At 61.4% G+C, this 20,276-nt stretch carries 15 protein-coding genes and 5 tRNA genes; 15 read left to right on the top strand and 5 right to left on the bottom strand.

From position 1 onward, the window contains the following. Positions 1-20: 20 nt before the first annotated feature. Together GNZ13_RS34005 and GNZ13_RS34000 are read right to left on the bottom strand one after the other, a co-directional pair. On the bottom strand, positions 21-2,444 hold the full coding sequence (locus tag GNZ13_RS34005) for a glycoside hydrolase family 31 protein (RefSeq protein WP_172172710.1): 2,424 nt from the start codon (positions 2,442-2,444) through the stop codon (positions 21-23). Positions 2,445-2,463: 19 nt separating this feature from the next. Next, entirely contained in the window at positions 2,464-3,750 is a 1,287-nt protein-coding gene (locus tag GNZ13_RS34000) for an MFS transporter (RefSeq protein WP_172172708.1), read from the bottom strand. An 838-nt stretch (positions 3,751-4,588) separates the two neighbouring features. Here GNZ13_RS34000 and GNZ13_RS33995 point away from each other — a divergent pair. The 6 genes from GNZ13_RS33995 (at position 4,589) to GNZ13_RS33970 (ending at position 11,790) form a co-directional block, all read left to right on the top strand. Continuing rightward, positions 4,589-4,936 carry a hypothetical protein gene (locus tag GNZ13_RS33995; protein WP_172172706.1) on the top strand — a complete coding sequence of 116 codons (348 nt, stop codon included), beginning with the start codon at positions 4,589-4,591 and terminating at the stop codon, positions 4,934-4,936. A gap of 262 nt (positions 4,937-5,198) precedes the next feature. After that, entirely contained in the window at positions 5,199-7,172 is a 1,974-nt protein-coding gene (locus GNZ13_RS33990; RefSeq protein WP_172172704.1) for an extracellular solute-binding protein, read from the top strand. Between the two features lie 40 nt (positions 7,173-7,212). Continuing rightward, the gene (locus GNZ13_RS33985) at positions 7,213-8,250 is read left to right on the top strand and encodes a microcin C ABC transporter permease YejB (RefSeq protein ID WP_172172702.1); all 1,038 of its coding nucleotides are present in this window, start codon (positions 7,213-7,215) and stop codon (positions 8,248-8,250) included. Further along, on the top strand, positions 8,250-9,356 hold the full coding sequence (locus tag GNZ13_RS33980; RefSeq protein ID WP_172172700.1) for an ABC transporter permease: 1,107 nt from the start codon (positions 8,250-8,252) through the stop codon (positions 9,354-9,356). The genes GNZ13_RS33985 and GNZ13_RS33980 overlap by 1 nt, the downstream gene beginning before the upstream one ends. 5 nt (positions 9,357-9,361) lie before the next feature. Next, positions 9,362-10,987, top strand: a complete 1,626-nt coding sequence (locus tag GNZ13_RS33975; RefSeq protein ID WP_172172800.1) for an ABC transporter ATP-binding protein — start codon at positions 9,362-9,364, stop codon at positions 10,985-10,987. A gap of 137 nt (positions 10,988-11,124) precedes the next feature. Continuing rightward, positions 11,125-11,790, top strand: a complete 666-nt coding sequence (locus GNZ13_RS33970) for a C40 family peptidase (RefSeq protein WP_172172698.1) — start codon at positions 11,125-11,127, stop codon at positions 11,788-11,790. A 210-nt stretch (positions 11,791-12,000) separates the two neighbouring features. Here GNZ13_RS33970 and GNZ13_RS33965 read toward each other — a convergent pair whose 3' ends face one another. Further along, positions 12,001-12,951 (bottom strand): patatin-like phospholipase family protein, encoded by a 951-nt coding sequence (locus GNZ13_RS33965; protein ID WP_172172798.1) that lies wholly within the window; start codon positions 12,949-12,951, stop codon positions 12,001-12,003. Between the two features lie 414 nt (positions 12,952-13,365). On the opposite strand from GNZ13_RS33965, the gene gltX reads away from it, so the two are divergent. From gltX to GNZ13_RS33930, 7 genes are all read left to right on the top strand, one after another. Next, the gene (gene gltX, locus GNZ13_RS33960; RefSeq protein ID WP_172172696.1) at positions 13,366-14,775 is read left to right on the top strand and encodes a glutamate--tRNA ligase; all 1,410 of its coding nucleotides are present in this window, start codon (positions 13,366-13,368) and stop codon (positions 14,773-14,775) included. Between the two features lie 123 nt (positions 14,776-14,898). Next, positions 14,899-14,974 (top strand) — tRNA-Ala (locus tag GNZ13_RS33955). Positions 14,975-15,140: 166 nt separating this feature from the next. Next, positions 15,141-15,216, top strand: a tRNA-Glu gene (locus GNZ13_RS33950). Positions 15,217-15,298: 82 nt separating this feature from the next. Next, positions 15,299-15,375: transfer RNA gene (locus GNZ13_RS33945), tRNA-Asp, on the top strand. Positions 15,376-15,436: 61 nt separating this feature from the next. Further along, positions 15,437-15,512: transfer RNA gene (locus GNZ13_RS33940), tRNA-Glu, on the top strand. A gap of 94 nt (positions 15,513-15,606) precedes the next feature. Further along, a tRNA-Asp gene (locus GNZ13_RS33935) sits at positions 15,607-15,683 on the top strand. 153 nt (positions 15,684-15,836) lie between these two features. Then, positions 15,837-16,301 carry a GNAT family N-acetyltransferase gene (locus tag GNZ13_RS33930; RefSeq protein WP_172172694.1) on the top strand — a complete coding sequence of 155 codons (465 nt, stop codon included), beginning with the start codon at positions 15,837-15,839 and terminating at the stop codon, positions 16,299-16,301. A gap of 81 nt (positions 16,302-16,382) precedes the next feature. Here GNZ13_RS33930 and GNZ13_RS33925 read toward each other — a convergent pair whose 3' ends face one another. Then, entirely contained in the window at positions 16,383-17,252 is an 870-nt protein-coding gene (locus GNZ13_RS33925) for an AraC family transcriptional regulator (RefSeq protein WP_172172692.1), read from the bottom strand. 208 nt (positions 17,253-17,460) lie between these two features. Here GNZ13_RS33925 and rraA point away from each other — a divergent pair, with 208 nt between their 5' ends. Together rraA and GNZ13_RS33915 are read left to right on the top strand one after the other, a co-directional pair. Beyond that, positions 17,461-17,955: a ribonuclease E activity regulator RraA gene (gene rraA, locus GNZ13_RS33920; protein WP_172172690.1), complete on the top strand. Its 495-nt coding sequence runs from the start codon at positions 17,461-17,463 to the stop codon at positions 17,953-17,955. A gap of 55 nt (positions 17,956-18,010) precedes the next feature. Further along, positions 18,011-18,412, top strand: coding sequence for a gamma-glutamylcyclotransferase family protein (locus GNZ13_RS33915; RefSeq protein ID WP_172172688.1), 402 nt, complete (start codon positions 18,011-18,013; stop codon positions 18,410-18,412). A gap of 233 nt (positions 18,413-18,645) precedes the next feature. On the opposite strand, the gene aceB is transcribed toward GNZ13_RS33915, so the two are convergent. After that, positions 18,646-20,256: a malate synthase A gene (gene aceB / locus GNZ13_RS33910; protein WP_172172686.1), complete on the bottom strand. Its 1,611-nt coding sequence runs from the start codon at positions 20,254-20,256 to the stop codon at positions 18,646-18,648. Positions 20,257-20,276: the final 20 nt, after the last annotated feature.

The following is a 20,276-nucleotide window of genomic DNA, read 5'->3' as shown; positions in this document are numbered from 1 at the left end:
GGGCGGTGATACATGCTTTGTTAGTGAGCGATGGAAATCGTCAGGCATCGCCAGCCGTCAACCGTATGGTCGGCTACCAGCGTGCCGTCGATGCAGACGGCCGGGCGCACTTCGTCGTTCGGCACGAACAGTCGAACTTCGTGCTGCGGATGCTGAAACCAGCCTTCTCGCACGATCGAAATGCGCAACGTGCTCGCATCGCTAGTAATCGTGACGTTCCAGCGGCCTTGCGCGCCTGTGCGCCAGGCTTCGCTTTCGCCATCGTCTTCGACGCAGCCGCCGCGAGCGATGCCTGCGCCGGCGTGCGGCACGGCGATGAACGCACGTTCGTCGGCGGGACGGCCGAAGTGTTGTTCAGCGATGTTCAACGGAATCACGCTGCCCTCACGCAGCAATGTCACCGGCTGCTCGAATGGGGCCGGCAGGTTCACCGTCTGACCGCCTTCGAACACTTCGCCGCTCCAGTACGACACCCAACGTGCACCGGCCGGCAGGTAAACGTCGCGCGTCGACTGACCCGCTTCGACCACCGGTGCGACCAGCATCGACGAGCCCAGCATCATGTCGTCGCCGTCGGCGAGACAGCGCGGATCGTGCGGAAACTCGGCGAACATCGGACGCAGTACCGGCTCGTACGCGCTGTGCGATTGCCATAGCAACTCATACAGGTAGGGAATCAGCCGGTAGCGCAGTTTGATCAGCGCCGCCACCTGCTGCGTGACTTCGGGATACATCCAGGGCTCGTTGACCGTGCCGTCGTCGTTCCAGGAATGAATGCTGAAACGCGGCAGGAAGATGCCGAAGGCGACCCAGCGGGCGAACAACTCCGGACCGGGCGCCGGGCCCGAGAATCCGCCGATATCGTGACCGCTGTTCGACACACCGGACATGGCGAGCCCGAGGCCCATCTTCAGATTGAAGCGCAGCGTTTCCCACGAGGTGAAGTTGTCGCCGGACCATGTCTGCACATAGCGTTGCATGCCGACGCCGCCCGAGCGGGACACGAGGAACGGCCGACGGTCCGGCGCGTATTCGCGCTGCGCGTCGTGCGACGCGCGCATCATCAACTGCGTTTGCAGCACCTTCGCCTCGCGTGCCGGATACGGTTGGCCGAAGCCTTGGGCAATCGCGTCGGGCGACCAGATTTCGAATTCGTTGTTGTCGTTCCACGTTGCGGCGATGCCGTGCTTCAACAGGCTGTCTTTCACGCGCGCTTTCCACCAGTCGATGGTGGCGGGATTCGTGAAGTCCAGATACGCGCCTACTTCGTCCCAGAACTGCACCCACGCCGGATCGCCGTCGCGCGACGCGATCAGCAAGCCGGCACGCGCTACTTCGTCGAACGCCGGATGATCCTGCAACAGGCACGGCTTGATGTTCGCGCACAGACGAACGCCATGCTCGAGATAGCTCTGAACAAAGCCGTCTATATCCGGAAACTTCTCGTGGTTCCAGTTGAACACGTAGCGCTTCGGACCTATCGACGTATAGCCCGACGACAGGTGGAATGAATCGCACAGCACGTCGTGCTCGTGGCATCGATCGATGAATTCGCCCATCCTCTGCTGCGCATCGGGCGCGTCGGTATAGCTCATCGTCGAGCCGGAGTAGCCCAGCCCCCATTTCGGCATCCAGGCCGGACGCCCGGTCAGCCACGTAAAGCGGCGCACCGCATGCAAGGGCGTGCCTGCCGACGCGATGAAGTAATAGTCGAGATCGCCATGCTCGGCGACAAAGTGCCGGTAGTGGGCGTGATAGTTGTCGAGCTCGCGGCCCATGTCGAAGCGGCAGTCGGCGAGCGTGTCGTAGAACAGGCCGAATCCTGTCGACGTTTCCGGCTGCCATGTGACATAAAAGGGGATGTGCTTGTAGAGCGGGTCCGTAGTGCGTGCGCTATAGCCCATCGCGTCGATGTTGCGCATTTCGTAGGACTGGTCCGCGCGGTTGAGCGAACCGGCGCGCTCGCCCAGGCCAACATACATTTCGCCCTTGCGACGCTCGATGTAGTGATACACGCGCTCGTCCCACCAGCCGAAGTTATACGCTTGCGTCTTCCGATCGCTCATCACGCGATGCCACGTCGAGTCGTACAGGATGTCCCACGCGCAGAATCCACCGTCCAGCGTGACCGTCAAACGGATACGCGCCGTTTCAATGACAACGTGCTCAGCGTGGGTCGATACGTCAAACCTGGGTGGCGTGAAATCGTTCATGTCCCGGCGATCACGGCCTTCGAGCGGAACGTTGTCCGGGCCCGGTGCGATGGACCAGGTCCGCGGACCGTGCGTTTCGCCGTCCGGCAGCACGAGTACCCGGATGATGTCTTCGGCGAGAACGAACAGTTCAATCCGGCAGTTTTGCTGCGCGGTGAGAACGATGTGATTGCCGATATGAGAAGACAGTGAAAAACGCGGCGGATGTTTCAGATTTGTCAGTGAACGCATGATGTGTCTTCGAGTGAGGTCACGCAGCAGTGCTGGCGTTGTTGTCGACTTGACGCGGACGCACGTCGCGGGAGACGCCGCGCATCAGAATGATCAGTAGTGTGGCGCCGATGAGGTCGAAAGCGCCGAGGGCGCCGAATAGCGGCGTGTAGCCGATCGAATCGGCCAGCGCGCCGACCAGCAGCGAAAAGCCCAGGCCGCCGATCCACGCGGACATCCCTGCAAATCCGGCGACGGTGCCGACTTCGCTGGGGTCGAACACGTCGGCTGCCAACGTGTTGACGAGCGCCGAGATCATCTGATGCGCGAAGCCGCCCACGCAGAAAAGCGCAATCGCTTGATACGGCGAGGCGACGAGGCCGATACATGCCGGTCCAAGCATCATGAAAGCGCCGAGCACGACACCCGCGATGCGCGACCCGATCAGCGGCATGCGCAAATGCTTCATCAGGAACGGCGACAGGTAGCCGCCGAAGAGGCCACCGAGGTCGGCGGCAAGAAACGGCAGCCACGCGAACATCGCGATCTGCTTCAGATCCATGTGGCGTTGCGTCGCGAGGTAAAGGGGAATCCAGAAGCTGAACGTTTGCCACGCGGGCTCCGCGAAGAAACGCGCTTGTGCGATCGCCCAGAACCGGCGCGTACGGAGTACTTCGCGGATGCTGCGCCGCTGCGGCGCAGCCGGGGTTTGGCCGCTGACGATCGCCTCGCGCTCTGCCTCGCTGATGCGCGCGTGATCGGCCGGCGAGCGGTACAGCACATACCAGACGGCGGCCCAGACGAAGCCGAGCGCGCCCGTCACCGCAAACGCGCTTTGCCAGCCATATCTCAACGACAGGAAGACGACGAGCGGCGGGGCGAGCAGCGAACCGAGCGACGTACCCGCATTGAAGTAGCCCACCGCGACGGATTTCTCGCGATTAGGAAACCATTCGGCGACCACCTTCATGCCTGCCGGAATGGCGACGGCCTCCGTCAGCCCCATGAGTCCGCGCAAGGCCGCCAGCGAGAGCCAGCCGCTCGCGAAACCGTGCAGTACGCCCGTCAGCGACCAAAGGCAGGCGAACAGCGCAAAGCCAAGGCGCAAACCGATCAGATCGATGATCAGGCCGCATACCGGCTGCATGATCGTATAGCCGACCTGGAACGCACCGACGACGTACGAATACTGCTTCGTGCTCATGTGCAGGAGCTTCGTCAACTCCGGCGCCATCACACCGAGCGCATTGCGCGACAGATAGTTGACGATCGTCCCGGCACACACGAGCGCGATGATCCACCAGCGCAAACCAATGATTGTTTTCAAAATCTGTCTCCGTACCCAATGTGTCCGCTGACTGTCCGCTGGACGGCAGGCATGCGCGAATTCGAACATTTATCGGCGTTTAGTGTCAGTCATCGTATCACTGGTGAGGCGCCGGGATACTAGGGGAAACCATGGCTTAAGTGGTTGAGTTTCTTGAAATATCTGTTAAATTAGGCCCTTCGAAGGGTGCTTTGACGGTAATGAGGTCGGACGACCGGCGACCTAAAGGTATTGAGGAAATGTTCTTTCGAACATCCAATGTTCGTTTTGGCGGTCTGTGCGAATGGGCGCGGCCGGGCGTCGCGGCAATCGCGGCGGCGGAGTGGCCGGGGCGATAGACGACGCTTTGCGCCGCGATGTCACCTTGCGATCCGATGTGAGTCGCCCACAAGAGGGGCGGCGCGAACGCGCGGGAAGGCAAGGGCGATTGAGGCGGGTGGAGCGAACGGGTTTCGGAGTTCAACCAGGCCCGTTACGTGCCGCAAAAATGCTTCGATATCCTATTGATCTGGGTGCGTCGGCAATACCACGGCCACAAGGCTGATCGCGGACCCTGCGACCGGATTACCTGGCGCGTGCGATAGCGGCCGCCAGAATTGCCCGCGGCGGCGAGGGCGGTGAAAGATGGGGAACGTGCCAGCAGATGGGCGACTAACGGCGAGGCGGCTCGATTACACCGGCACTACTTTTTCACCAAACCTTTGTCCAATGTAACGAGACGTAACCGGGCGGCCAGCAGTGCGATGTCGTGCATCAGTTATTACAAAGTTGAAATACGCGGATGGCTGCCTTGCGCTATATTTCGGCCAACAACACACATTCTTCAAAAGGGTGATCAATGAAGTCCGCACGTCTTGTTCCGCTTCTGATCGGGGTTCTCGGGTTGGCTGCGTCGGGTGCTGCAATGGCCGGCGGGCTCAACATTGGTGTCAACATCGGCATTCCCGCGCCGATCTACGTGGCCCCGGCTCCGATCTATGCGCCGCCGCCGCCCCCTCCGCCGCCTGTCATCTACCAGCCGGCTCCCGTGTACTACGGCGGCCCGGCGGTCGTAATCGGCTGGCACGGCGACCGCTACTGGGATGGCCGCCGCTACTGGGCGCGTGACGACTGGTATCGCCGTCATCCCCCGGGCCGCTACGATTACGGTCGTGACCACTACGACAATCGTCGCGGCTGGCATTGAGCCATCGAAAGGCCGAAGTTGACGCAGTCGCTGCGTCGAAGAAACCGCCCGAAATGGGCGGTTTTTTATTGCGCTCGCGAAACCAGCGGACTGAGTTGAAAGCCCCGAATCGACGTTTGCCAGCGAGGAAGCCCATGAATTCTCCCAATGAGGTCTGCTCATCACGCACGTGAACGTCGTGCAGATGAGATGTGCGGATCGCGCCGGTTTATTGGGTAGAATTCTCTCAGATTGAAATTGCCCACTGACCAACAAGGCCCCTATGACAACTGGCTCGCGATGGGTTCAAACGCCTCGTGCACTTTGGTGCGGCGTGATTCACAGGCTATCGCGTGTCGGTCTACCGGTTGTGCCGCGGGTTGTGCCGCGTTCCTGGCGCTCGGCGTGCGCCGTTGTTCTGTGCGGCGTATCCGCCCTGGCCGGTTTGCTCGCGGCGCCCGAAGCTCACGCCGTCTATGCGATCGCTCAATACGGCGAGCCGAAATATCCCGCGGACTTCAAGCACTTCGACTACGTCAACCCGGATGCGCCGAAGGGTGGCACGCTGGTGTTGGCCAATCCAAGTCGACTTACCAGTTTCGATAAATTCAATCCGTTCACACTGCGCGGCAATACCGCACCGGGCGTCGATCTGCTGTTCGAAAGCCTGACTATCGGCAGCAGCGACGAAGTGGCCTCCGCCTATGGCCTGCTCGCCGACGACATCAATATCGCGCCCGACGGCCTGTCGACCACCTTCCACATCAACCCGCGCGCACGCTTTTCGAACGGCGATCCGGTCACCGCCGACGACGTCAAGTTTTCGCTCGACACGCTGAAAAGCCCGCAGGCCGCGCCGCAATTCGCGTCGATTTTCGGCGAGATCACACGCGCGGTGGTGGTCGATCCGCAGACGATCCGCTTCGAGTTTCACCAACGCAATCGCGAGTTGCCGTTGCTGGCGGGCGGCATGCCGGTGTTCTCGCGCAAGTGGGGAATGAAGCCGGACGGTAGCCGAATTCCGTTCGACCAATTGGCGTTCGAGAAGCCGATCGCCAGCGGGCCTTATCTGATTGAGCAGTACGACAACGGCCGCACGATCACCTATCGGCGCGACCCGAACTACTGGGGCGCGGCGCTGCCGGTGCGCGTCGGTATGAACAATTTCGATCGCATTGCTTATAAGCTGTATTCGGACAACGTCGCGCGGCTGGAAGCGTTCAAGGCGGGCGAATACGATGCGATGGTCGAATACGTCGCGCGTAATTGGGTACGGCGCGACGTCGGCAAGAAGTTCGATAGCGGCGAGTTGATCAAGCGCGAGTTTCCGCAGCATAACGGCACCGGCATGCAGGGCTTCATGCTCAATCTGCGCCGGCCGTTGTTCCAGGACGTGCGGGTGCGCAAGGCGCTCGATCTCGCGCTCGATTTTCAGTGGCTGAACCGCCAACTGTTCTTCAATCAGTACTCGCGCATCGACAGCTTCTTCGCCAATACGGATTTGCAGGCGAAGGGTCTGCCAACGCCTGGTGAGCTCGCGCTGCTCGAACCCTGGCGCGCAAAACTCGATCCGGCGGTATTCGGTCCGCCGCCGAAGCAGCCTGACACGGATCCGCCGGGTTCGCTGCGCGCCAATCTGCTGCAAGCGCGTGCCTTGTTGCAGCAGGCGGGGTGGACCTATCGCGACAACGCGTTGCGTAACGCCAAAGGCGAGCCGTTCCAGTTCGAGATCCTCGACGATTCCGGTTCGGCCGCGCAAATGGAGCCGATCGTCGCGACGTTCATCCGCAATCTGCAGAAGCTCGGCATTACCGCCACGTTTCGTGTGTCCGATTTCGCGGTCTATCAGAAGCGTCTCGACGCATTTGATTTCGACACGACCACCATCCGCATGCCGGACGTGCAGGTGCCAGGATCGGAGCAGATCGACCGCTTCGGCAGCAAAGCCGCGGACACCCCAGGCTCGGACAACATGATCGGGCTGAAGTCGCCGGCCGTCGACGCGATCGTGAGCGCGCTCGTGCATGCGCAGACGCGCGAGCAATTGATCGACGCGACACACGCGCTCGACCGCGTGCTGATGCATGGCTACTATGCGGTGCCGCACTGGTACAGCGCGACGCATCGGGTGGCGTTCAAGCGCGGGCTTGCGTGGCCCAAGACCTTGCCTCTGTACTATGGAGCGGAAGGCTGGATCACGTCGATGTGGTGGTATGCACAGCCGCAACCGCCGCAGCTGCAAGCCGAGGCGCGCTAAAGCGTCATTCATTCACCGCCTTCGCACCGGAAACGACGCCATGTGGAGCTACATTCTCAAACGCCTGCTGTTGATGATCCCGACCTTGCTCGGCGTGCTGACGCTGACCTTCGTCGTGATCCAGTTCGTCCCCGGCGGCCCGGTCGAACAGATGCAGCATGAGCTGCGCAAGGGCGCGGAGAACGGCGCGCCGTTCGGTCTGCGCGCGCATACCGGCGTCGACGCGCAGCAGATCGCGCAATTGAAAGCGCTGTATGGCTTCGACAAACCGCCGCTCGAACGCTACGTCCTGATGCTAAAACGCTTCTCGACGTTCGATCTTGGCCAGAGCTATTTCCGGCACCAAAGCGTGTGGTCGTTGATCGTCTCGAAGTTGCCGGTGTCGATCAGCATCGGCTTGTGGACGTTCTTTCTGACTTACCTGATATCGGTGCCCCTGGGCATTGCCAAAGCGGTGCGCAACGGTTCGCGCTTCGATATCGCGACGAGCCTCGTCGTGCTGGTCGGTTACGCGATTCCGGGCTTTGTATTGGGCGTGCTGTTGCTGGTGCTGTTCGGCGGCGGCAGCTTCCTGCAACTCTTTCCGCTGCGCAATCTCACCTCGGACAACTGGGCGCAGTTGAGTCTCGGCGGCAAGATCGTCGACTACCTGTGGCATATCACGTTGCCGATCACGGCCTCGGTGGTGGGCAGTTTCGCCGTCGTCACGATGCTGACGAAAAACGCCTTCCTCGACGAAATCCGCAAGCAATACGTGCTGACCGCGCGCGCCAAAGGTTTGTCGGAAAAGCGCGTGCTGTGGAAGCACGTGTTTCGCAACGCGTTGCTGCCGTTGATCGTCGGTTTTCCGGCGGCGTTTATCGGTGCGTTCTTCACCGGCAGTCTGCTGATCGAGACGCTGTTTTCGCTCGACGGACTCGGTCTGCTGTCGTACGAATCCGTGGTGCGGCGCGACTATCCGGTCGTGCTCGGCACGCTGTATCTGTTCACGCTGATCGGTCTTGCGACCAAGCTGATCTCCGATCTTTGCTATGTGTGGGTCGATCCCCGCATCCAATTCGAACAACTGGAGCGCTAATGAATCGAGCCCGCCTTTCAGCCGATGCGGCGGCGCGCACCGAACCGGTTCGCGCGTTCGTCTCGCCAACGCCGGCGCGTCGCGTCTGGCAGCGATTTCGCCAGCAGCGCCTTGGCTACTGGAGTCTGATCATCTTCGTCGTCGCGTTTGCGGTAAGCCTCGCCGGGCCATTGTGGTCGAACGACAAGCCACTCGTGGTGCGCTACGAAGGGCAGTTGTATTTTCCGATGTTCAAGACCTACGCGGAGACCGCCTTCGGCGGCAACTTCCCGACGCCCGCCGATTATCTCGATCCGTATATCAAGCATCGTTTCGACACGCCTGGAAACTTCGCCGTGTATCCGCCGAACCGGTACTACTACGACACGCTGAATTATTTCTCGAAGGCGCCGAACCCGGCACCGCCGTCGCGCGATAACTGGCTCGGCACCGACGACCGCGGTCGCGATCTTTTCGCGCGTCTTCTGTACGGTTTTCGCGTGTCGGTGGAATTCGGGTTGGTGCTGACCTTGATTGGCACCGTACTCGGGATTGCCGCGGGCGCCGTGCAGGGTTACTTCGGAGGACGTATCGATATCATCGGGCAGCGCCTGATCGAAATCTGGAGTGCCATGCCGGAGCTTTACCTATTGATCATTTTCTCGTCGATCTTCGAGCCGGGGTTCATTCTGCTGATCGTGCTGCTGTCGTTGTTCGGCTGGATCGGCTTGTCCGATTACGTGCGGGCGGAGTTTCTGCGCAACCGCCACCAGGACTATGTGCGTGCGGCGCGGGCGATGGGGCTCTCGAACTGGCAGATCATGTGGCGGCACGTATTGCCCAATAGTTTGACGCCGGTGATCACGTTTCTGCCGTTCCGCATGAGCGGCGCGATTCTCGCGCTCACCAGCCTCGACTTTCTCGGCCTCGGCGTGCCATCGCCGACGCCGAGTCTGGGCGAACTGCTTGCGCAAGGCAAAGCGAATCTCGACGCGTGGTGGATCTCGTTATCCACTTTCGGCGTGCTGGTCGCGATGCTGTTGCTGCTGACCTTCATGGGCGACGCGCTGCGCAACGCGCTGGACACCCGCATCTCCGATGCCATGCGCGCTGGAGGCAACCAGTGAGCACTATGGTGGAGAACAATGCAAAACAAGGCGTGACGCCGCCGCTGCTGGAACTCGATCGTCTGCATGTGACCTTTGGCGATACGGTCGCAGTGAACGACGTGACGCTCGCGATCCAACGCGGCGAGCGGGTCGCGCTGGTCGGCGAATCGGGCTCGGGCAAGAGCGTGACCGCGCTGTCGATCCTGCGTCTGTTGAGCGATGCGCGGGTGAGCGGGTCGATCCGTTTCGACGGCCAGGATCTGCTCGCCAAAAGCGAGCGTGAGATGCGCGGCATGCGCGGCTCGGACATCGCGATGATCTTCCAGGAACCGATGACGGCCCTCAATCCGCTCTATACGGTCGGTGACCAGATTGCGGAGACGATCGTCGTGCACGACGGTGTAACGGCGAACGAGGCGCGTAAGCGCGCCGTGGCGCTGCTGGGGCGCACGGGCATCGCCGAGCCCGGCAAGCGTGTGAATAGCTATCCGCATCAGCTCTCGGGCGGTCAGCGTCAGCGCGCGATGATCGCGATGGCGCTCGCGTGCCGCCCACGTCTGTTGCTGGCCGATGAGCCGACGACGGCGCTCGACGTGACGATCCGCGCGCAGATCGTCGAGCTGCTGCTGGAGCTGCAACGCGACGAAGCCGAGAAGTGCGGCATGGCTGTGTTGCTGATTACGCACGACCTGAATCTGGTGCGTCATTTCGCGCAACGCATCGCGGTGATGGAGAAGGGCGTACTCGTGGAGAGCGGGCCGGTCGAGCAAGTGTTCGAGTCGCCGCAGCATCCATACACGCAACGTTTGCTGGAGAGCCGTCCGCAGCGCACGGTGGTGCCGGTGCTGCCGATCTCGCCGGTACTGCTCGAAGCGCGCGATGTCTCGGTCGACTTCAAAACGAAACTGCCGGGCTGGAGCGGCTGGTTTCGCTCAGGACACTTCCGCGCGGTCGCCGATGCGAACGTGTCGGTGCGCCAGGGCGAGACGCTGGGGATCGTTGGCGAGTCGGGTTCGGGCAAATCGACACTGGCGATGGCCCTGCTCGGTCTGCAACGCACCGCGCACGGCGAGATCGAGTTTCAGGGCAGGGCGCTCGGCAGCTATCGCGGCGCCGAACAGACCGCCTTACGTTCGAATATGCAGGTTGTCTTCCAGGATCCGTTCAGTTCGCTTTCGCCGCGCCAGACCATCGAGCGGATCGTCGGCGAAGGGCTCGCGCTGCATCGGCCGCAAATGAGCCAGGAGGCGCGGCGCGACAAGGTAGTGTCGGTCCTGCGCGAAGTCGGTTTGGACCGCACCGTGTTGTACCGCTATCCGCATGAGTTCTCCGGCGGCCAGCGTCAGCGGATTGCGATCGCGCGCGCTCTGGTGCTGGAGCCACGCATCCTGATTCTCGACGAACCGACCAGTGCGCTCGACGTATCGATCCAGCAGCAGGTGCTCAAACTGCTCGCCGGGTTGCAACAGAAGTACAACCTCGGCTTCGTTTTCATCAGTCACGATCTCGCCGTGATCGGGGCGATGGCGCATCGTGTGGCGGTCATGCAAAACGGTTCGATCGTCGAAAGCGGGGACGTTGAGCAGATTTTTGCGACACCGGTGCACCCCTACACCCGAAAGCTGCTGAAAGCGGCGCTTGACCACTGATTTTGCCCTCTTTCACCAATTGGGTGCGTGTCTCGATTGTATTTTTCTATTTGTTTTGACACACGAATACTTACTGGCTAGTATCGACCAAACTTTTTTTCGTAGCCCACTGATTTTTAGGCAAAAAATACCGACCAATGCAGCACAGAAACCTAACCCAGGCTTGCACGCGCGTCGTCGCCGGGATGTTCATTGGCGTCTTGATGGCAGCAGCTCCCGGCGCTTTCGCCGACGAAGTAAGCAGTTTTAATCAGAATGCCTCATATTCGACCCCCAGCGGGTCGAATTCTTTGTCACCCCTCAATTCGCAATCGGCCGCTCCCGACAGCGACGGCGGCGCCAAATCGTTCCTTTCCGGCATGGCCGGTAAAGCGGGCGACGTGGTGGTCGGCGCGCTGAACATGATCGGCGTTCGCTACCGTTGGGGCGGTAATACGCCCGACTCGGGGCTCGATTGCAGCGGCTTCGTTCGCTACGTGTTCCAGGACACGCTCGGTATGGCGCTGCCGCGCCGCGCCGAGGAAATGAGCCGCGTCGGCGAAAAGGTTCGCGTCAGCGACCTGAAGCCGGGCGATCTGGTGTTCTTCAACACGATGCGCCGTACGTTCTCACACGTCGGCATCTACATCGGCGACAACAAGTTCGTGCATTCGCCTTCCACGGGCAGCACGATCCGCGTCGACGATCTGGATAGCGGCTATTGGGAGAAGCGTTTCACGGGTGCACGCCGGATCGAGACGTCCTATCAGGGCGGTGAAGATCTGCGCAAGCGCGTGAATGCTTCGATCGGCGGTAATCAGTAACTGATTCAGCCCGCACCGGCGGTTCTGGTGTGAAAAAGGCCTGCTTCGTTCGAAGCAGGTTTTTTGCGTTTGGGCGCTTGCCGATGGACGTTCGCCGATGTGCCGGCGAATCTTCCCTGCTGGACCCCCCAGGCTGTGGCGGCGCGTGTGTGTTGCGTACGACAACAGCCGAAGCGCGCCGGTCGGTGTAACCGGTGCGGCCCCAGCGGGTTATACCGCGGCGCGGCTTGCGGCTAGCTTGCGTTGCAACTCCGGCATCATCTTCGCCACCGCTTCCTCGCCGGCCAGGATCGCTGCGTTGCGCTGCGAGAAATCGCTGCCGCTCATGGCCGCCAAATTCGGCCGGATCACAATGTCGGCATACTTCTCGAGCTCATAGGTTTTGATCGTCTGACCCATGATCGTGAAAGTCTGCATCAGCACGTCGAACGAGCTGGCAGTGAGGCCGCTTTCCGGGCGCTGCGAAATGTCCACGGCGATCACGAAATCGGCGCCCATCTTGCGCGCAAACGAGGCCGGCACCGGACTCACCAGGCCGCCGTCCACATACTCGTGTCCGCCCATCTTCACCGGCTCGAAAATCGACGGTACGCTGCATGACGCGCGCACCGCAATGCCGGTGTTGCCGCGCTGGAACAGGATCGGCTGGCCGGTCCTCAGATCGGTGGCGACCACGCCGAGCGGCTTGACCATCTTCTCGATCGGACGGTTGTTGAGCGTCGTATTCAAGTAGTTCTGCAACGCGACGCCTTGTAGAAAGCCGCGCGCGCGAAATGGCATGGCCCAATCGCTGATCGACGCTTCGTCCATGCTCAGCGCGAGCTTGTTCAGCGCAAAGCCGTTCATCCCCGAGGCGTACAGCGCACCGACTACCGAGCCGGCGCTGGTGCCGGCCACCAAGTCGACCTGGATATTGCGTGCCTCCAGCGCCTTGATCACGCCGATGTGCGCGAAGCCGCGCGCAGCGCCGCCGCCTAGGGCGAGCCCGACGCGGATCGGCCGCTGCGGTTTGTCGAGCGGCGGCGTGTTGGCGGTGGGCGTGGCGGCAACCGGCGTGCTATCGGTCTTGCCGCCGCCGGTCGTAGTGCAGGCGGCAAGTACCGCGGAGGCGGCCGCCAATGAGAAGTTGCGACGGGCGAGGCGAGGGGATGACGGTTTCAACGGGTTCTCCAGCAACGGCGCGGGCGGCGCAATCAGCGCAACCGGTGCCGCGATCAGGCGGATAGTCAAACGGACAGGACCGCCGGCGGCGATTCCATGCGCTGCGGTTCTATCCCCACTCGCAGCGCGCGCACATCATAAATCAAAGCTCCGGGCGCGCGTCGGCGCGGTAATGAAACGTTGCAGAGGAAGCCCTCGAGCGCCTTGAAGCGCGCTTCCCGCGCGTCCTGTGTGCTGCCATTGGCCATTCGGACGAGGGCAGGCAACACGGGTTCGGAAGGTATAATTCGGCTCTCGTATTTATTTCCTTCGCGTCCGTGCAAGGCGTTTTCTACTGCATGGGCGCGGTCCGCTGCCGCGCTTCACTGGCGATGTCTGCCACGGCGCCGGCGCCTGTCTTCCGAGTAACCGCTAATGACCACCTCCGTCCGTACCCGTTTCGCACCGAGTCCCACCGGCTTCATCCACCTCGGCAACATTCGCTCCGCGCTTTATCCGTGGGCGTTCGCGCGCAAGATGAAAGGGACCTTCGTGCTGCGGATCGAGGACACCGACGTCGAGCGCTCCACCTCCGAATCCGTCGACGCCATTATCGAAGGCATGGCGTGGCTCGGCCTCGATTTCGACGAAGGCCCGTTCTACCAGATGCAGCGCATGGACCGTTACCGCGAAGTGCTCAGGCAGATGCAAGACGCGGGGCTCGTGTACCCGTGCTACATGTCGACGGCAGAGCTGGACGCACTGCGCGAGCGTCAACGCGAGGCCGGCGAAAAGCCGCGCTATGACGGCACGTGGCGCCCGGAACCCGGCAAGGTCTTGCCGGAGCCGCCGGCGGGCGTGCAACCCGTGCTGCGCTTCCGCAATCCGCTCACCGGTGTGGTTGCATGGGACGATGCCGTGAAGGGCCGCATCGAAATCTCGAACGAAGAACTCGACGACCTCGTGATCGCGCGCCCGGACGGTACGCCGACCTACAACTTCTGCGTGGTGGTCGACGACCTGGACATGCGCATCACCCACGTGATTCGCGGCGACGATCACGTGAACAACACGCCGCGCCAGATCAACATCCTGCGCGCGCTCGGCGGTGAGCCGCCGGTATACGCGCACTTGCCGACCGTGCTGAACGAGCAGGGCGAGAAGATGAGCAAGCGTCACGGCGCAATGAGCGTGATGGGTTATCGCGACGCCGGCTTTCTGCCGGAAGCGGTGGTCAACTATCTGGCGCGTCTGGGCTGGTCGCATGGCGACGCGGAAATCTTCACGCGTGAGCAGTTCGTCGAATGGTTCGATCTGGAGCATCTGGGCAAGTCGCCGGCTCAGTACGACCACGACAAGCTGAACTGGCTCAACGCGCACTACATCAAGGAAGCGGACAATGCGCGCCTCGCGGAGCTCGCAAAGCCTTTCTTCGCTGAACTGGGTATCGACGAAGCTGCCATCGCGCAAGGCGCCGATCTAACGTCGGTGGTGGGCTTGCTGAAGGACCGCGCCTCGACGGTGAAGGAAATCGCCGAAAACGCTGCGATGTTCTATCGCGCGCCAGCGCCTGTTGCTGAGGCGCTCGCGCAGCACGTCACGGATGTCGTGCGTCCGGCGCTTGCCGATCTGGCTGCAACGCTCAAGACGGTGGAGTGGACCAAGGAGGCGATCGCTGCGGCATTGAAGGCAACGCTTGGCACACACAAGCTGAAGATGCCGCAATTGGCCATGCCGGTTCGTCTGCTGGTCGCGGGCACCACGCATACGCCGTCGATCGACAGCGTGCTGATGCTGTTTGGTCGCGATGTTGTCGTGAGCCGTATCGAAAAAGCGTTGGCTTAAGCGCGTTCGCAACTGCATTGAGAGGGTTTGCATGCGACTTGCGAAAAAAGTCGCATGCAATTGCTCAAAGGGTATTTACAAAGCGCAAATTGGCCTCTAGAATCTCGTTTCTGTTCTGCAAGGGGGGGTATAGCTCAGCTGGGAGAGCGCTTGCATGGCATGCAAGAGGTCAGCGGTTCGATCCCGCTTACCTCCACCATCAGAGCAGAGTGAAGTGGTTCCGAGGTCTGGGGCTTGTAGCAAAAAAGACTTCACAAACAGTTGTAACGTAAGTTAGAATATTGGTCTTTGCTGCTGACGAAGCGAAATTAGCAGGAAGATGAAATAAGTTAGCAGCAAGATAAAGACAGATCTGAAAAGATTATGTCCCCTTCGTCTAGAGGCCTAGGACATCACCCTTTCACGGTGAGTACAGGGGTTCGAATCCCCTAGGGGACGCCAAACATCAGCGTCGCTTGGTAGTAGTAAAGCAGCGCAGCTTGCAGAGAAAAAACCAACGCTCGCAAGTCATGATAGGCAAACTGGAGTGGTAGTTCAGTTGGTTAGAATACCGGCCTGTCACGCCGGGGGTCGCGGGTTCGAGTCCCGTCCACTCCGCCAGACAAAGCCCGTTCATACAAACCTGAACGGGCTTTTTCATTAAAGGTGTAAGCAGTACGTTGTCCCCTTCGTCTAGAGGCCTAGGACATCACCCTTTCACGGTGAGTACAGGGGTTCGAATCCCCTAGGGGACGCCAAGACATCGGCGTCGTTCAGTTAGCGGTATGAGCGGTGCGGTTGGTGACGTAGTTGGCAAATGAGCAAGGCTCACAAGCCACGGTGCAAAAATCTGGAGCGGTAGTTCAGTTGGTTAGAATACCGGCCTGTCACGCCGGGGGTCGCGGGTTCGAGTCCCGTCCGCTCCGCCAGATTTTAAGAAGCCCACTTCGAAAGAAGTGGGCTTTTTTTATTTCCGCAGCCGGTCTGCCTGGGTATCGTCCGGGTATGCTCGGGACAAACAGCCATTGCCAGCGCGCACGGCCTGTTTTACCGTTGACCCGACCCATCTTCGTCGTTCCACCATGTTCGATCCAACCGAAGCTCCGTCACCGTTTCATCTGCGCCGCGCCAGCATGGACGATTTCGAGTTCGCCGAGGCGCTGACTCGCAATAACATGGGCGGCTACTATCGCCGGCATCACCTGGTCTGGCGTGGCGATCTGTTTCTCGGCAGCTGGCGCGAGTCGGAAAATTTTATTCTCGAAGTGGACGGCGAGCCGATCGGCGTGCTGCGCATCACGCAAGAAGGCGATTCGCTGCATATCCGCGACGTGCAGATTGCCGAAGGGCATCGGCGGCTCGGCGCCGGCACGTATCTGCTCGACATGTCGCATCAGTGGGCGCGCGAGCGCGGGCTGCACGAGTTGCAGTTGCGCGTGTTCGTCGACAATCCTGCCGCGCGGCTGTATCAGCGCAAGGGGTACAAGCTGACCGGGCCGCGCCTGGCGCAACTCGGGGCGATCCGTCATCTGGCGCGGCGCGTGTGACACGCTGCAACTAGCAACTAGCAACTAGCAACTAGCAACTAGCAACTAGCAACTAGCGATTAGCCGTTACGCTTTACGCCGTCACTTTTGCGCGGTCTCTTCGTCTGCCTCTGTATCACCACGATCCCCGTTCTCCACACGATGTTCAGAGCCACGCTCGATAAACGCGCGCGGACTTTCGCCGAATGCCCGCCGGAACATTGCCGAAAACGCACTCTGGCTCTGATAACCCAGTTCTTGCGCGACATGAGAAAGCGGCCGCCCCTGGCTCAAAAGCGGAATCGCGCGCGCGAGAATGGCCTGCTGACGCCATTGCGAAAAGCTCACGCCCAACTCCTGACGGAACAGCCGCGCAATCGTTCGCGTACTCGCACCGACGCTCGATGCCCATTGTTCGAGCGAGTCGCCGTGCGTCGGGTCCGCGATCACGGCCTCGCACAACGCGCGCAAGCGCTTCTCGTTGGGCATCGGCACGGACAGCGGCAGTGGCTCCGAGCGCGTCAGTTCGTCGAGCGCGAGCGCGCCTAGCAGTTGTTCGCGTGTCGCTGAAATGCCGGGCGTATCGAGCGCGGCGATGACTTCGCGCAGCAGGTCCGATACTTCGACCACGCGCGGCGTATCCAGTCCGGCCGGGACGGTGCTTTCGGTAATGTAGAGCGTGCGCAAAAACGCATCTTCGACTGCGACCACTTCGTGTGTCACGTGCGGTGGCACCCAGATCGCCCGGGATGGCGGCACCATCCACGTCGTGCCGGTCGTCGCGACCCGCAGCACGCCGCGCGACGCATAGGCCACCTGCGCCCACGCATGCGTGTGTCGCGCGATACGCCAGCCCGACGGCATCAGCCGCGAGCGCACGCGAATCGGGTGCGATTGCGTCGGCTGGAATTCGGGCGGGATGTCGGCGAAGCGGGTCTGGCTCGACTGGTCTGAGTCAGAGGACGAATTCATGTTGACGATCGATCCAATGGATGGAACTCAAAAAACGCGGTGGCTGTAAACACGGAACCCGCGAGCGCGGGGGCGCTCAAGCACCGCGCTTTCAGGTGTGGACCCCGGGAGCGCAGACCCAAAACCACCGCGGGCATCTCATTGTAGGTGTTACGTCCGAGTCAACGTTGCATAATGTCCCGATTACACAGATCCTGAGGAGACCCCCATGAGCTTTGCAACCGCTGACTTGTGCGACGCGCACGAGGACCAACTGGCGCTGGGCACGCTGCGTGTGCTCGAGCCGGTCTTTCATCTCTTCAGTCGCGCCGAGTGTTTCAGCGGCGAGGCGGTGACGCTAAAGGTGTTCGAAGACAACGCGCTCGTACGCGCCACGCTCGAAGAGAAGGGCGCCGGCCGGGTGCTGGTGGTTGACGGCGGTGGCAGTCTGCGTTCCGCGCTCGTAGGCGGCAACCTCGCGCAAATCGCCGAGAAGAACGGTTGGGCGGGTATCGTGTTGAACGGCTGCGTGCGCGATACGCTGGAGCTCAACGAAATCAATGTCGGCGTGGCGGCGTTGGCGACCTGCCCACGGCGCGGCCAGAAGCTCGGCACGGGTGAGCGCGACGTGCCGGTGCAATTGCCGGGCGCACTAGTACATCCTGGCGAGTGGATCTATGCGGATATCGACGGCGTGCTGGTGGCGAGCACGTCGTTGAACTGAACCCCCGGCAACAGCCGAGGCAAGCCGAACCCATCATCAAGGAGAGCAAACGACGATGCAGACCGTTTTTGTATACGGCACATTGCGTGCCGGTGAAGTGAATGACCTCAGAGATGCTGCGGCGCGCAACGAAATCGCCACGCCGAATCTGCTCGGCACGGCCACGGTGCGCGGCCATCTATTCGACTTCGGCTTGTATCCGGGCCTGGTGGTCGACGAAGCGGGTGTGGACGTCATGGGCGACGTCTACGAAATCGACGATGAACTGGTGGCGGTGCTCGACGAGATCGAAGCGGTGTATCCCGGAGTCGAAGATCGCTTCCTCGCGCGAGAAGTAATGGTGAAAGTAGACGGCAACGTCGTGAACTGCCGCTTCTATCCGATCGCGCCCAATGCGGTGAAGGGCCACCCGGAAATCAGGTCGGGCGATTGGGTCGAGTATCGCAGCACGCGCTGAGGGGCGGCATGGCTAGCGCACGGCGAGCGCACCACGAGTACGTAACCAACGCATAACGAGCACATCGCGAGCGCACAACGAGTGCATAAAAAAACGGCCCGGCAGGCATGCGCCTGTCGGGCCGTCCGGTCGGTCAGCCTTGCGACCCGGGCCGCTCTTTCATCTTGCGTGGCTGGTGAAAGCGGGCCTGGTACGACGTCGTTATTGCTGATGCATGAGGCAGCTCAGATGCCTCAGATTTCCTCGTACAACGGCAGCGTCAGGAAGTCGGTGAACTGCTCCGACGTCGACATTTCTTCGAAGATTTGTGCAGCGCGATCGTACGGCTTCGTATCGCCGCCGACTGCCTGCTTCACCTTGTCGAGCTCTTGTGCCGACAACTCACGCACCAGTTCGGCCGTGACCTTGCGGCCGTCTTCGAGCTTGCCCTTCGGCGAGCGAATCCATTGCCACACTTGCGAGCGCGAGATCTCCGCGGTGGCGGCGTCTTCCATCAGGTTGTGAATCGGCACGCAGCCATTGCCCGCGAGCCACGCACCCAGATAGTGAATGCCGACGTTGATGTTGTTGCGCAGACCGCCTTCGGTGATCGGCGCTTCCGGGCGGAAGTCCATCAGGTCGGAAGCCGTGACGAGCACGTCGTCGCGCTGCTTGCCGATCTGATTCGGCTTGTCGCCGAGCACCTTGACGAATTCTTCCATCGCGATCGGCACGAGGCCCGGATGCGCGACCCAGCCACCGTCGTACCCGTCGCCGGCATCGCGGGCCTTGTCCGAGCGCACACCGCCCATTGCCTTGTCGTTCGCTGCCGGATCGTTCCTGATTGGAATCAGCGCGCTCATGCCGCCGATCGCCGGCGCATTGCGGCGATGGCAGGTCTTCAGCAGCAGCAGCGCGTACGCACGCATGAACGGCGAGGTCATCGTGATCTGCGAGCGGTCGGCGAGACAGAAGTCGCGGTCGTTCTTGAACTTCTTGATCGCCGAGAAGATGTAGTCCCAACGGCCGGCGTTCAGACCCGAGCTGTGTTCACGCAGTTCGTACAGGATCTCGTCCATTTCGAACGCGGCAAGAATCGTTTCGATCAGCACGGTCGCGCGAATCGTGCCGCGCGGCACGCCGACCGCTTCCTGCGCGGCGACGAAGATGTCGTTCCACAGGCGCGCTTCCAGATGGCTCTCCATCTTCGGCAGGTAGAAGTACGGGGCCGTGCCGCGCGCGACCTGTTCCTTGGCATTGTGAACCATGAAGAGCGCGAAATCGAAGATGCCGCCGGAGACGCGTTTGCCGTCCACCGTCACATGCTTTTCGTCCAGGTGCCAGCCGCGCGGACGCACGATCAGCGTGGCGATCTTGTCGTTCAGTGTGTACGACTTGCCGTTCTGTTCGAGCGAAATCGTGCGGCGCACCGCGTCCTTCAGATTGATGTGGCCGGTAATCTGGTTATCCCAGCTCGGCGCATTCGAATCTTCGAAGTCGGTCATGTACGAATCCGCGCCCGAATTCAGCGCGTTGATGATCATCTTGCGCTCGACCGGACCGGTGATTTCTACACGGCGGCATTGCAGATCTTGCGGCAGTGGCGCGATCTTCCAGTCGCCTTCGCGTACGCTTTTCGTTTCAGCGAGGAAGTCGGGGCTCTCGCCGGCGTCGAGCCGTTTGGTGCGCTCGATACGCGCCTGCAACAACTGCTGGCGGCGCGGTTCGAACGTGCGATGCAGCGCGGCGACGAGCTCGAGCGCTTCGCGGGTGAGGATCGCTTCATAGCCCGGCTTGATCTCAGCCGTGATTTCCATGCCCTGCGGCAGCTGCAGCGATGACTGCGATGACAGCGGATTCGCCATGGTTTCTCCTTGGTCGGTCA

It is taken from the genome of Paraburkholderia elongata (assembly GCF_013177735.1).
GTDB lineage: Bacteria > Pseudomonadota > Gammaproteobacteria > Burkholderiales > Burkholderiaceae > Paraburkholderia > Paraburkholderia elongata.
This window is presented reverse-complemented; position numbering and strand designations above follow the sequence as displayed.

Excerpts from the sequence above, each read along its gene's own strand:
- GNZ13_RS33975 (WP_172172800.1), top strand. The coding sequence starts at position 9,362 with ATGGTGGAGAACAATGCAAAACAAGGCGTGACGCCGCCGCTGCTGGAA.
- rraA (WP_172172690.1), top strand. The coding sequence starts at position 17,461 with ATGAGCTTTGCAACCGCTGACTTGTGCGACGCGCACGAGGACCAACTG.
- GNZ13_RS33980 (WP_172172700.1), top strand. The coding sequence starts at position 8,250 with ATGAATCGAGCCCGCCTTTCAGCCGATGCGGCGGCGCGCACCGAACCG.
- GNZ13_RS33930 (WP_172172694.1), top strand. The coding sequence starts at position 15,837 with ATGTTCGATCCAACCGAAGCTCCGTCACCGTTTCATCTGCGCCGCGCC.
- GNZ13_RS33925 (WP_172172692.1), bottom strand. The coding sequence starts at position 17,252 with ATGAATTCGTCCTCTGACTCAGACCAGTCGAGCCAGACCCGCTTCGCC.
- GNZ13_RS33915 (WP_172172688.1), top strand. The coding sequence starts at position 18,011 with ATGCAGACCGTTTTTGTATACGGCACATTGCGTGCCGGTGAAGTGAAT.
- gltX (WP_172172696.1), top strand. The coding sequence starts at position 13,366 with ATGACCACCTCCGTCCGTACCCGTTTCGCACCGAGTCCCACCGGCTTC.
- GNZ13_RS33995 (WP_172172706.1), top strand. The coding sequence starts at position 4,589 with ATGAAGTCCGCACGTCTTGTTCCGCTTCTGATCGGGGTTCTCGGGTTG.
- GNZ13_RS33990 (WP_172172704.1), top strand. The coding sequence starts at position 5,199 with ATGACAACTGGCTCGCGATGGGTTCAAACGCCTCGTGCACTTTGGTGC.
- GNZ13_RS34005 (WP_172172710.1), bottom strand. The coding sequence starts at position 2,444 with ATGCGTTCACTGACAAATCTGAAACATCCGCCGCGTTTTTCACTGTCT.
- aceB (WP_172172686.1), bottom strand. The coding sequence starts at position 20,256 with ATGGCGAATCCGCTGTCATCGCAGTCATCGCTGCAGCTGCCGCAGGGC.
- GNZ13_RS33985 (WP_172172702.1), top strand. The coding sequence starts at position 7,213 with ATGTGGAGCTACATTCTCAAACGCCTGCTGTTGATGATCCCGACCTTG.
- GNZ13_RS33970 (WP_172172698.1), top strand. The coding sequence starts at position 11,125 with ATGCAGCACAGAAACCTAACCCAGGCTTGCACGCGCGTCGTCGCCGGG.